An 11,639-nucleotide genomic window follows, 5' to 3' on the forward strand; every position below is an offset into this window, starting at 1 on the left:
GAGTCCCCGAGAGATAGGATGATGGGATGAATTCTGGCGAGTCTAGCCCCGCGGCGCCGTTCCAGCGCGAGAGCGTGATCGACCACGTCACGGCGCTGTTCCACGAGGAGATCCGCTCCGGCCGCTGGGCCGTCGGCGAGCGGATCCCGGTGGAGGCCGAGCTCGCCCGCTGGACCGGCGCCGGACGCAACTCCGTCCGCGAGGCCGTCCAGGCCCTCGTGCAGGCGGGCCTCGTGCGGCGGGAGCAGGGGCGCGGCACGTTCGTCACCGCGCGCTCGCAGCTCGCCGAGTCGCTGCGCCGCCGCATCCCGAGCGCCGCCCGCCGGGAGGGCCTCGAGCTGCGGTTCGCGATCGACGGGGCGACGGCCGCGCTGGCGGCCGAGCGCCGCACCGGGGAGGACGTCGCCTCCCTCCGCGCCCTGCTGGCCCGCCGGGCCCGCTCGTGGGAGGCGCCGGAGCTCGCCGAGCGGATCGCCGCGGACACCGCGCTGCACCGGGCCGTCGTCGTCGCGACTCACAACGACCTGTTCGTCGAGCTCTACGACGGCCTCACCGGCATGTTCGAGTCGGTGCTGGAGGAGGACGTCGTCGGCGAGGAGGACGTGCACGCCCGCCAGCACGCCGAGCTGGTCGAGGCGATCGCCGCGGGCGACGCCGAGGGGGCGCGGCGCCGGATCGAGGAGCTGCTCGCGCCGCTGCTGGCCGAGGCGCAGCACGACGTCTGAAGGGAATCCTCCGCGGCCGGCGGCGGACGGCACGCGCTCGCGGCCGGCGCCGTGCCGCCCACCGAGCGGCATCAGCCGAGTGGGATCAGCCCCGCGGACGACGGGTCGACCAGAGCGCCCACGCCACCAGCAGCGGCTGGAACGCGAGGCGCACGGCGCGCTTGCGGTCGGTGTCGAGGCCGAAGGCGCTCGTCCGCGTCACCCACTGCGAGACGTTGCCCGGGAAGATCGCGGTGAAGAAGGCGGCGGCCGCGGCCCCGACCAGCGGCGCCCGGCGGCGCGCGAGCACCAGCGAGGCGCCGAGCCCTATCTCGACCACGCCCGAGGCGAGCACGACCGCGTCCTTGTCCAGCGGCACCCACTCGGGCACCTGCGCCTGGAACTCCTCCCGCTTGCGGGTGAGGTGGCTCACCCCCGCGAAGAGGAGGGCGGAGCCGAGGAGCACCTTGGCTCCGGTGCGGAGGAGGGAGGGGGAGGAGGATGTCATGCGCTCCATCGTTCCCGATGCGGGCCGCCGCCGCCGCCGTGGCGCGGCCACTGCGCACGAACGTGCCGGTGTCGGAGGCGGCGCCTAGTCTGATCGCGTGACTGACCGCATCCTCGTCCTCACCACCGGTGGCACCGTCGACAAGGAGTACTCGCTCGCGGGCGAGCTCGAGATCGGCGCCCCGATGGTGCCGCGCCTGCTCGCCCCGGTGCTCACCACGCTCGAGTTCCGCGTCGAGGAGGTCCTCGCCAAGGACAGCCTCGAGCTCGACGACGCCGATCGGGCCCTCATCCGCGAGCGGGTGCTCGCCGCCGAGGAGGACCGGATCGTCCTCACCCACGGCACCGACACGATGACCGCGACGGCCGAGGCCCTCGGCGTCGTCCGCGATCGGGTGGTCGTCCTCACCGGCGCGATGCAGCCCGCACGGATGCTCGACAGCGACGCCGCGTTCAACCTCGGCACCGCGGTGGCCGCCGTGCAGCTGCTGCCGCCGGGCGTCTACCTCGCGATGAGCGGGCGGGTGCTGCCCGCCGGCTCCGTGGTGAAGGACCGGTCGATCGGGGTGTTCCTCCCGGCCTGAGCCGGACCAGGATCGAGGGGCGCCCGCGGACGGGCTCCCGGCCGGACCGGCGTCAGGCCTCGGCGAGCTCCGCGGTGCAGGCCGCGCAGAGCCCGAAGACGTCCACGACGTGGTGCGCGTCCGTGAATCCGTTCTGCGACGCGACCGAGCGCGCCCACTCCTCGACCTCGTCGGCCGCGATCTCGACCGTCAGCCCGCAGCGGCGGCAGATCAGGTGGTGGTGGTGCGTCCCCGGCGTGCAGGCGCGGTAGAGGCTCTCGCCCTCGGGCGACTGCAGCGAATCGGCCTCTCCCTCCACGGCCAGGTCCGAGAGCGCGCGGTAGACCGTCGCGAGCCCGATCGGCGAGCCGGAGGCGTGCAGCGCACTGTGCAGGCCCTGGGCGCTGACGAAGTCCTCGCGACGCCCGAGAGCCTCGCGCACCGCCTCGCGCTGCCACGTGTTGCGCTTGACCACTGGACCACCTCCACTCCGCACGACCCGGGCCACGCTACCGCCCCCCGCCGACGGCGAGCCGGGAGCGCCGGACGCCCTTGCGGCCGATGATCCGGCAGACCGCGTAGATCGCGAACGAGATCGTCGTCACGTAGGGGCTGATCGGGATCGATCCGCCCAGCGCGAGCAGGATGCCGCCCACCAGCGCGCCGACGGCGAAGAGCACGCTCAGCAGCGGCACGATCACCGGCGAGGCGGACAGGCGCAGCGCCGCGGCCGCCGGCGTCACCAGGATCGCGAGCACGAGCAGCGAGCCGACGATCTGCACCGAGACGGCGACCGCGAGGCCGAGCAGGAGCATGAACGCGATCGAGAGCGCCCGGGTGGGGATGCCGCGCGCGGCCGCCACGTCGGCGTCGACGCTCGCGAAGGTGAGGGGGCGCCAGATCAGCGCGAGACCGACGAGGACGACCACCGAGATGCCGATCAGCCACCCGAGCTGCGGGTCGTCGACCGCGACGATCTGACCCGTGAGCAGGCCGAACTTGTTCGCGCTGCGGCCCGGGTAGAGGGCCAGGCAGAGGATGCCGATGCCGAGTCCGAACGGCATCAGAACCGCGATGATCGAGTTGCGGTCGCGGGCGCGCGAGCCGAGCACGCCGATCAGGACCGCCGCGATCAGCGAGCCGACGATCGATCCCTCGACGACGCCGACGCCCAGCAGCAGCCCCGCGGACGCCCCCGCGAACGAGAGCTCGCTGATGCCGTGGACCGCGAAGGCCATGTCGCGCGACATCACGAAGACGCCGATGAGCCCGCCGACCACTCCGAGGACCGCGCCGGCGATCACCGAGTTCATCAGGAGCGACAGCAGCGCTCCGTAGTCCGAGAAGTCGAAGATCTGCGACCAGACGTCCGTCACGACTGCCCCTCCTCGTGCTCGTGCACGTGCGAGTGGTCGGGTGCGCCGACCACGATGACCCGGCCCCGGGCGCGGATCACGTCGACGGGTGCATCGTAGAGCTCGCTTAGCACCTCCGAGCGCAGGACCTCGTCGGGGGTGCCGATCCGGAACCGGCCGCCGGCGAGGTAGAGCACGCGGTCCACCATGCCGAGCACCGGATTCACGTCGTGCGTGACGAAGAGGACGCCGAGGTTCCGCTCGCGGCGGTGCCGGTCGATCAGCTCGCTGACCGCCCGCTGGTGGGCGAGGTCGAGCGCGATCAGCGGCTCGTCGCAGAGCAGGAGCGCCGGGTCGCCCGCGAGCGCCTGGCCGACGCGGACGCGCTGCTGCTCGCCGCCGGACAGGCTGCCGATGGGGGCGTCGGCGAAGGCGGTGGCGCCGACGGCCTCGAGCAGCGCGTCGACGGCTGCGCGCCGGGAGCGGGAGGGCAGGGGCAGGCCGAACCGGTGGCCGTCGATCCCGAGCCCGAGCAGATCGCGGGCGCGCAGCGGAGTGCCCTCGTCGGCGAGCTTCTGCTGCGGGATGTAGCCGATGCGCCGGTTGCCGCGGTGCACGGGCTCGCCGAGCACCTGCAGCTCCCCCGCGCTCAGCTGCTGCTGGCCGAGCACCGCGCGCAGGAGGCTCGTCTTGCCGGAGCCGTTCGCGCCGAGCACCGCGACGAACTCGCCGGCGCGCACGTCGAGGTCGACGCCGCTCCACAGCTCGCGGTCGCCGAAGCGGAGGCCGGCGCCGCGCAGCCGCAGCACGGACGCCGAAGGGCCCGCCTCCGGGGAGACGGGCCTGGTCGGGGAGTCGTGGCTCACTGGGAGAGGGCTCCCTCGATCGCGTCGAGGTTGGCGGTCATCCAGCCGGTGTAGTCGTCGCCCTCGGGCAGCGTCTCGGTGACGGGGACGGCCGGGATCCCGGCGGCCTTCGCGGCGTCGAGCACCGCGTCCGTCTGCGCGCCCTCGGTCTGCTCGTTGTAGATCAGCGCGTCCACGGCCTCGCCGGAGAACAGCGCCAGCGTCTCCTGGAGCGTGGTCGCGGGGACGTCGGTGCCCTCCTCGACCGCCTCGCTGAAGGCCTCGGGAGTCGCGTCGGTCAGGCCGAGCGCATCGGTCATGTACAGCGGGACGGGCTCGGTGATCGCGATGGAGCGGCCGGAGAGCGTGCCCTTCAGCTCGCCCTCGCGGGCGATCAGGGCGTCGAGCCCCTCGTCGAGGGTGGCGAGATTGGCGGAGTAGGCGGAGGCGTTGTCGGGGTCGAGCGCGGCGAGCTCGTCGCCGATCCGCCCCGCGACCTCCTTCATCACCGAGAGGTCGTACCAGACGTGCTCGTTGAACTCCGCGTGCTCGTGCCCGCCCTCCGACTCCTCCTCCTCCGCGTGGTCGTGGACGTCCTCCAGGCCGGCGATCACGGTGGCCGTGATGACGGGGGCCTCGGTGCCGGCCGCGCTGATCATGGTGTCGAGGAAGTGGTCGTAGCCGCCGCCGTTCTCGATCACGAGGGTCGCGCCGGACACGGCGAGCTGGTCGCGGGCGGTGGCCTCGTACTCGTGCGGGTCCTTGTCCGGGCTGTCGATGATGCTGGTCACCTCGACCAGGTCGCCGCCGATGCTCGAGACGAGGTCGCCGTAGACGTTCGTCGACGCGACGACCTTCACGGGCCCGCCCGCGGCGGCGGCGGAGGAGCTGTCGGAGGCGCTGCCCGCTCCGGAGCAGCCGCTCAGGGCGAGCGCGGTGCCGCCGAGGAGGGCGGTGAGGGCGAGGAGGCGGGTCTTCACGGTGAGCCGATCTGGGTCAGGGGCCGGGCGGGTGCCCCCACGCTAACGGCTATTGATAACGATTGTCAAAATCGTGCAGAGGCGCCCGCCGGTCATCCGCGGACACACGCGGACACGGGGCGACACGCGCCTCGCTCCGAGCACCTCGCCCCTGGCACAGTCGCTGCACACCGCCCCCGACGAGACGAGGACACCGTGACCACCACCGCACCCACGACCACCGGCGCCGACGCCGCGACGCCGATCGGCGCCGCCGCCGAGCACTGGTCGGCCGCCCCCCGGCCCGACTCCCCCGACGCCTGGCTCGTCCGCGCCGAGGAGGTCGCCGCCGTGCTCGCGACCGACGCCCTCGAGCGCGACCGCGCCGGCGCCGCCCCCTTCGCCGAGGTCGCCCTGCTCAAGGCGGCCGGCCTCGTCACGCTGCTCGGGCCCGCCGAGCACGGCGGCGGCGCCCAGGAGTGGACCACCGCCCTCCGCGTCGTCCGCACCGTCGCGCGCGGCGACGGCTCGATCGGCCAGCTGCTCGGCTACCACTACCTCTGGGCCTGGGCGGCCCGCCTCGTGGGGACCCCTGAGCAGATCATCGCGGTCGAGCAGCTCGCGACCGAGGGGGACCTCCTCTACGGAGGCGCGGTGAACCCGCGCGACTCCGACCTCACCGTGCGGGAGGAGGGCGACGAGCTGGTCTTCACCGGCCGCAAGTCGTTCTCGACCGGCGGCGTGGTCAGCGACCTGACCGTGCTCGAGGGGGTGCTCGAGGGGACGGACACCCACCTCTTCGCGATCGTGCCCACCGATCAGGAGGGGATCGTCTTCGGCCGCGACTGGGACAGCCTCGGCCAGCGCCTCACCGAGTCCGGCTCCGTCGAGATCCGCGGCGTCCGCGTGCCGTGGGCGGCCGCGGCCGGCTTCGTCGACAAGGTCTACCGTCCGCTCGTCTACAACACCCTCAACGTGCCCGTCATCCAGCAGGTCTTCGCCGAGTTCTACCTCGGCATCGCGCAGGGAGCTCTCGAGCGCGCGGCGCAGTACACCCGCGAGCGCACCCGGGCCTGGCCGTACGGCGGCGACGACAAGGAGCGCGCCGGCGACGAGTGGTACGTGCTCGAGGGATACGGCGACCTGCAGTCCCGGCTCTGGGCCGACGAGGCGCTGATCGACGCGACGGGGGCCGCGCTCTCGGCCGCGCTGCACGCTCCGCGCGAGGAGCTGACGCCTCGGCGCCGCGGCGAGATCGCCGTGCGGATCGCCGCCGCCAAGGCGCGGATCGTGGAGGACGGCCTCGCGACGGCGACCCGCGTCTTCGAGCTGACCGGCGCCCGCGCCTCCGCCAGCTCGGTCGGACTCGACCTCTACTGGCGGAACCTCCGCACCCACTCCCTGCACGATCCGCTGCCCTACAAGCGCCGCGAGGTCGGCGTCTTCGCCCTGCTCGACACCGTCCCCGAGCCCAGCTGGTACACCTGATCGGCCGCGGGGCGCGTCCTGCTCCGGCGGCGCGCCCCGCCCGCACGCCGCCCCGGCGTCGATCCGCGACAGGCCGGAGCGGAGCCCCGGGGTAGCGTGAGGGCCGAGCGGAGGGAGGACCGTGGCCGTCACGCTGCACGACGTCGCCCGCGCCGCCGACGTCTCGATCAAGACCGTCTCGAACGTGATCAACGACTATCCGCACGTGCGCCCGGCCACCCGCTCCCGGGTGCAGGCGGCCATCGCGCAGCTGGGCTACCGCCCCAACCTCTCCGCGCGGAGCCTGCGCCGCGGCCGCACCGGCGTGATCGGCCTCGCCCTGCCGGAGCTGAGCCTCCCCTACTTCGCCGAGCTCGCCGACAGCGTGATGCGCGCCGCCGACGAGCGCGGCCTGACGGTGCTGATCGAGCAGACCGGCGGCGACCCCGAGCGCGAGCGGAGCGTCCTGGCGAGCGAGCGCCGGCAGCTCACCGACGGCCTGCTCTTCAGCCCGCTGGGCCTCGCCGACGAGGACGCACTCGCGGTCGGCTTCCCCCTGGTGCTGCTCGGCGAGCGGATCTTCACCGGGCTGGTCGACCACGTCACCATGCAGAACACTGCGGCGGCGCACGCGGCCACCGCGCACCTGCTCGCCTCCGGAAGGCGCCGGATCGTGGTGCTCGGGACGCACCCCGACGCCGCGGTCAGCTCGGCGTCGCTCCGCCTCGAGGGCTACCGCGCCGCACTCGCCGAGGCCGGCATCGCCTACGACGAGCGGATGATCGGCGTCTCGGGCCCGTGGCGGCGCTCCGGCGGCGCCGAGGCGATGCGCCGCGTGCTCGCCTCCGGGCTCGACTTCGACGCCGTGTTCGCACTCAACGACACCCTCGCGCTCGGCGCGGTCCGCGCGCTCCAGGAGGCGGGGGTCCGCGTGCCCGAGGAGGTGGCGGTGATCGGCTTCGACGACATCGACGAGGCGGGCTACTCCTCCCCCAGCCTCTCCAGCGTGGACTCGGGGCGCGACGAGATCGCGCGCACTGCGGTCGAGGTGCTGCAGGCCCGGATCGAGGGCACCCGCACCGGCCCCGGGACGCTCCACGAGGCGGCGTTCACCGTGGTCGCCCGGGAGTCGACCGCGGGCCGGCCGATCGCGGAGGACCCGCCGGTCGGCCGGGCGTCGGCCGGGGCCTAGGCGCAGGTCCCGCTGCCGCAGATCTCGCGGCGGATCCACGCTCCCGCGTCCGCGACGGCCAGCTCGCCGCGGCGGAGGAGCCGACTCCACTCCACGGCCCGCGTCGTCAGCCGGTCGTCGGCCGAGCCGCGGACGTCGCCGCCGACGGTCCGGAGGAACAGGTGCGCGAGCGGGCCGCCGAGGTACAGCGTGGCGCCCGCGACGCCGGCGAAGTGGCGGGCCTGGCCGCGGGTGCCGTCGTCGTAGGGGCGGCGGAAGCCCTTCCCCCGGACCCGGTTGCGGCCGCCGTGCGCCAGGTCGAGAGCGCCGAGCGGGGCGCTGCGGATGCCGGCGACGTCCTTCGCGACGGCCGCGAGGAACGCGCGCGGGCGGGGATGCGACGCCGCGAGGGCGTCGGCGCGGTCGGCGAGCTCGGAGCAGGCGTCGGTGACGGCATCGGAGGAGGGCACCCGCCCAGTCGAGCACAGGTGCGCTGAGCGGCGGCGGGGAGGGTCGATGCGGGAGGAGGTCGGCCGACCTCGGGAGCGGCACGCAGCGAGGCGGGTGGGCCCCGTGCCGCTCTTGACAGCGGCCGAGCCGGGGCGGACCATCGTGTACAACGTTAGAAAGACCGCTCGCCGCCGAGCCCGCTGCGGGAGCCCGAAGCCCGAAAGGCCCTCATGACCGACGCCCCCGCCGCCACCGCGCGCATCAGCCTCGACCCCGCCGCGGTCGTCGCCCCCGTCACTCCGCGCCTCTTCGGCTCGTTCGTCGAGCACCTCGGCCGCTGCGTGTACGACGGCATCTACGAGCCCGGCCACCCCGCCTCGAACGAGGACGGCTTCCGCCTCGACGTGGTCGAGCTGGTCAAGGAGCTGGGCACCACGACGATCCGCTACCCCGGCGGCAACTTCGTCTCGGGCTACCGCTGGGAGGACGGCGTCGGCCCGCGCTCCGAGCGCCCCCGCCGCCGCGACCTGGCCTGGCACTCGCTCGAGACCAACGAGGTCGGGCTGGACGACTTCGCGAAGTGGGCGGAGCTGACCGGCAGCGAGATCATGTACGCCGTCAACCTCGGCACCCGCGGCGTCCTCGAGGCGCTGGACGTCCTCGAGTACGCCAACGGGCCGGCCGGCACCGCTCTCGCCGACCAGCGCATCGCCAACGGCGGGACCGAGCCCTACGACATCCGCATGTGGTGCCTCGGGAACGAGATGGACGGCCCCTGGCAGGTCGGCCACATGAGCGCCGACGACTACGGCAAGCTCGCCTCCCGCACCGCCAAGGCCCTCAAGATCGCCGACCCCTCGCTCGAGCTGGTCGTCTGCGGCTCGTCGAGCTCGTCGATGCCGACCTTCGGCGAGTGGGAGCGCGTGGTCCTCGAGCACGCGTACGACGACGTCGAGTACGTCTCGTGCCACGCCTACTACCAGGAGTACGACGGAGACCTCGGCTCCTTCCTCGCCTCCTCCCTCGACATGGAGTACTTCATCGCCACCGTCGCGGCGACCGTGGACCACGTGAAGTTCAAGCTCAAGAAGACGAAGGACATCAAGCTCTCCTTCGACGAGTGGAACGTCTGGTACCTCGAGGAGTGGCAGGCCAAGGAGAAGGCCGACGCCGAGGGCGACCAGAGCACCCGCGAGTGGGCCTACGCCCCGCGCCTGCTCGAGGACGTCTACTCCGTCGCCGACGCCGTCGTCCTCGGCAACCTGATGATCACGCTGCTGAAGAACTCCGACCGGGTCACCTCCGCCTCCCTCGCGCAGCTCGTCAACGTGATCGCGCCGATCATGACCGAGCCGGGCGGAGCCGCCTGGCGCCAGACCACGTTCTTCCCGTTCTCGACCACTGCACGCCTGGCCTCCGGCTCGGTGCTGCGCCCCCGGATCGACGCGGGGACCTACTCGACCGCCCGCCACGGCGACGCTCCGCTCATCGACTCCGTCGCCACCGTCGACGAGGGCCGCGCGGCCGTCTTCCTGGTGAACCGCTCGCAGACGGAGCCGATCGAGGTCACCGTCGACGTCAGCGGCCTCGGAGTCTCGAGCATCGCGGAGGCGGTGGCCCTGTTCGACGAGGACCCCTACGCGAAGAACACGCGTGACGACCAGGACCGCGTGCGCCTGCGCGAGGCCCCGGCGACGCTCGAGGACGGCGTGCTGACGCTGACCCTCCCGCCCGTCTCGTGGACGGCGGTCGCCCTCACGGCGTAGCGGCGCCACACCCGCGGGACCGCGTCCGGCCTCCCGGAGCCGCGCGGTCCCGCCGGCCCCGTCGGGAACCGTCCCGGCTCAGGCCGCGGGCCACTGCGGGGAGGAGGCGCTCGAGCTGGTCCGCGAGGTCGTCCGCCACCCCCACGAGTACGTGGCGGGGATCGGGCTCGACAACCTCGAGACGGCGGGTCCGCCCGAGCGCTTCGCCGACGCCTACCGCCTCGCCGGGGAGGCCGGCCTGGGCCGGACCGCCCACTCCTCCGAGCACGCCCCGACCGCGGCCAACACGACGACCTGCCTCGATCTGCTGGGCTGCGACCGGATCGACCACGGCTACTTCGTCCTCGAGGACCCCGCCGTCGTCGAGCGCGTCCGCGAGCAGGGCGTCGTGTTCACCGTCGCCTCGACGACCTCTCGCCGCTCCTGGCGGCCCTGGCGGCGCGCGTCCATCCGGGCGATGCTCGACGCGGGACTGCGGGTCGTGCCCTGCTCCGACGATCCCGGGATGTTCCCGACCACGCTCGCCGACGAGTACCGCCTCACCGCCGGCCCGATCGGCGCGACCGCCGCGCAGCTGCGCGCGATGGCGCTCACCGGAGCGGAGGCCTCCTGGCTGCCCGCCGACGAGAAGGAGAGTCTGCGCGCGTCGTTCGCCGCGGAGCTGGACGCGCTGGACGCGGAGTTCGGGCTCGTCTGAGGCCCGGGACGCGACGGGCTCCCCGCCCTGACAGAGTGGACGGATGAGCCCCCTCCCCGATCCCCTGGCCTTCGACCTCGAGGCGCTGCGCCGGGAGGTGCTGCCGGACGACGGGGGCGAGGTCGACGACAGCATCCCCGCGCTCGCGGACGCCGACCCGGGTCTGTGCGCGATCGCGCTCGTCCTGCCCGACGGGTCCGTCCGCGCGAGCGCCGACGCGGAGGAGCGGTTCAGCATCCAGTCGGCCGTGAAGCCGTTCCTGTTCGCGCTCGCGCTCCTCGACACCGGCGGCGACGCGCTCGACCGCGTCGGCATCGAGCCCACCGGCGAGGCCTTCGACGCCCTCAAGCTCGAGAGCGGCACCGGGCGTCCGCCGAACCCGATGGTCAACGCGGGAGCGCTGCTGACCGCCGCCCTGGTCGACGGGGGCGACGCCGACGGCCGGAGCGAGCGGATCCTCCGCGGCCTCTCCGCCTTCGCCGGCCGCCCGCTCTCCGTCGACGAGAGCGTCGCCGCCGACGAGCACCTCCTCGGTGACCGGAATCACGCCCTCGCGCACCTGATGCGCGCGGAGGGCACCCTGCATCGCAGCGCCGACGACGCCGTCTCCGCGTACGCCCGGGCGTGCGCCGTGCTGGTCGACGTCCGCGACCTGGCCGCGATGGGCGCGACCCTCGCGTTCGGCGGCGTGCACCCGGGGACCGGCGAGCGGGTCGTGCCGGCGTCGGTCGCGCGCGACGTGGTCGCGGTCATGGCGACGTGCGGTGTCTACGACGGCTCGGGCCGCTGGATGCGCGCGGTCGGCGTCCCCGCCAAGTCGAGCGTCTCGGGCGCCCTCGTCCTCTCCGCTCCCGGCCGCCTCGGCGCCGCCGTCGTCAGCCCGCCGCTGGACCCCCAGGGCACCAGCGTCCGCGGCGCCCGCGTCGCCGCCCGCCTGAGCGACGTTCTCGCCCTGCACTCCTTCGCGGTCGCCCCCCGCTGACCGCTGCCCCGTTCCCCGTCATCGCGAAGCCGCCGATCCGCAAGCTCGCGAAGGACCTCGACGTCGACCTCCTCGAGGTGCAGGCCACCGGCCTCGCCGGCGAGGTCACCCGCGACGACGTCATCCGCCACGCCTCCCAGGCCAGCGTCTTCCGCAACATCCAGACCCCCGCC

13 protein-coding genes and 1 pseudogene are annotated in these 11,639 nt (G+C 74.0%); 8 read left to right on the plus strand and 6 right to left on the minus strand.

From position 1 onward, the window contains the following. Positions 1–26 precede the first annotated feature (26 nt). On the plus strand, positions 27–725 hold the full coding sequence (locus C5C36_RS14575) for a FadR/GntR family transcriptional regulator (protein WP_104309969.1): 699 nt from the start codon (positions 27–29) through the stop codon (positions 723–725). Between the two features lie 85 nt (positions 726–810). Here C5C36_RS14575 and C5C36_RS14580 read toward each other — a convergent pair whose 3' ends face one another. Further along, entirely contained in the window at positions 811–1,221 is a 411-nt protein-coding gene (locus tag C5C36_RS14580; protein ID WP_181027249.1) for a hypothetical protein, read from the minus strand. 88 nt (positions 1,222–1,309) lie between these two features. Here C5C36_RS14580 and C5C36_RS14585 point away from each other — a divergent pair, with 88 nt between their 5' ends. Next, positions 1,310–1,795 (plus strand): asparaginase domain-containing protein, encoded by a 486-nt coding sequence (locus C5C36_RS14585; protein WP_104224541.1) that lies wholly within the window; start codon positions 1,310–1,312, stop codon positions 1,793–1,795. Positions 1,796–1,847: 52 nt separating this feature from the next. Here C5C36_RS14585 and C5C36_RS14590 read toward each other — a convergent pair whose 3' ends face one another. Genes C5C36_RS14590 through C5C36_RS14605 form a run of 4 tightly spaced genes read right to left on the minus strand, consistent with a single transcriptional unit; the run spans position 1,848 to position 4,954 of the window. Beyond that, the gene (locus C5C36_RS14590) at positions 1,848–2,249 is read right to left on the minus strand and encodes a Fur family transcriptional regulator (RefSeq protein WP_104238381.1); all 402 of its coding nucleotides are present in this window, start codon (positions 2,247–2,249) and stop codon (positions 1,848–1,850) included. 34 nt (positions 2,250–2,283) lie between these two features. Beyond that, positions 2,284–3,087 (minus strand): metal ABC transporter permease, encoded by an 804-nt coding sequence (locus tag C5C36_RS14595; protein ID WP_104233592.1) that lies wholly within the window; start codon positions 3,085–3,087, stop codon positions 2,284–2,286. Positions 3,088–3,146: 59 nt separating this feature from the next. Further along, on the minus strand, positions 3,147–3,995 hold the full coding sequence (locus tag C5C36_RS14600; RefSeq protein WP_104227225.1) for a metal ABC transporter ATP-binding protein: 849 nt from the start codon (positions 3,993–3,995) through the stop codon (positions 3,147–3,149). Next, on the minus strand, positions 3,992–4,954 hold the full coding sequence (locus C5C36_RS14605; RefSeq protein WP_104227226.1) for a metal ABC transporter solute-binding protein, Zn/Mn family: 963 nt from the start codon (positions 4,952–4,954) through the stop codon (positions 3,992–3,994). The genes C5C36_RS14600 and C5C36_RS14605 overlap by 4 nt, the downstream gene beginning before the upstream one ends. A gap of 195 nt (positions 4,955–5,149) precedes the next feature. Here C5C36_RS14605 and C5C36_RS14610 point away from each other — a divergent pair, with 195 nt between their 5' ends. Continuing rightward, complete coding sequence (locus tag C5C36_RS14610) at positions 5,150–6,421, plus strand: acyl-CoA dehydrogenase family protein (RefSeq protein ID WP_258072316.1); 1,272 nt, start codon at positions 5,150–5,152, stop codon at positions 6,419–6,421. A gap of 121 nt (positions 6,422–6,542) precedes the next feature. After that, the gene (locus tag C5C36_RS14615) at positions 6,543–7,592 is read left to right on the plus strand and encodes a LacI family DNA-binding transcriptional regulator (RefSeq protein ID WP_104247995.1); all 1,050 of its coding nucleotides are present in this window, start codon (positions 6,543–6,545) and stop codon (positions 7,590–7,592) included. Here C5C36_RS14615 and C5C36_RS14620 read toward each other — a convergent pair. Further along, entirely contained in the window at positions 7,589–8,041 is a 453-nt protein-coding gene (locus tag C5C36_RS14620) for a hypothetical protein (protein WP_104224546.1), read from the minus strand. The two genes, C5C36_RS14615 and C5C36_RS14620, sit on opposite strands and share 4 nt — an antisense overlap. A 210-nt stretch (positions 8,042–8,251) precedes the next feature. Here C5C36_RS14620 and C5C36_RS14625 point away from each other — a divergent pair, with 210 nt between their 5' ends. The 4 genes and pseudogenes from C5C36_RS14625 to C5C36_RS18290 form a co-directional block, all read left to right on the plus strand. Then, a complete protein-coding gene (locus tag C5C36_RS14625; protein ID WP_104233557.1) occupies positions 8,252–9,787 on the plus strand; it encodes an alpha-N-arabinofuranosidase in 1,536 nt (511 codons plus the stop codon). A gap of 115 nt (positions 9,788–9,902) precedes the next feature. Then, positions 9,903–10,484 (plus strand): hypothetical protein, encoded by a 582-nt coding sequence (locus C5C36_RS14630; protein WP_104309970.1) that lies wholly within the window; start codon positions 9,903–9,905, stop codon positions 10,482–10,484. Between the two features lie 43 nt (positions 10,485–10,527). Next, positions 10,528–11,466 (plus strand): glutaminase A, encoded by a 939-nt coding sequence (gene glsA / locus C5C36_RS14635; protein ID WP_104309971.1) that lies wholly within the window; start codon positions 10,528–10,530, stop codon positions 11,464–11,466. Further along, positions 11,373–11,639: pseudogene (locus tag C5C36_RS18290) on the plus strand (E3 binding domain-containing protein); the annotation flags it as partial. The gene glsA and the pseudogene C5C36_RS18290, both read left to right, overlap by 94 nt.

The organism is Rathayibacter sp. AY1G1 (genome assembly GCF_002932095.1).
Taxonomy (GTDB): domain Bacteria; phylum Actinomycetota; class Actinomycetes; order Actinomycetales; family Microbacteriaceae; genus Rathayibacter.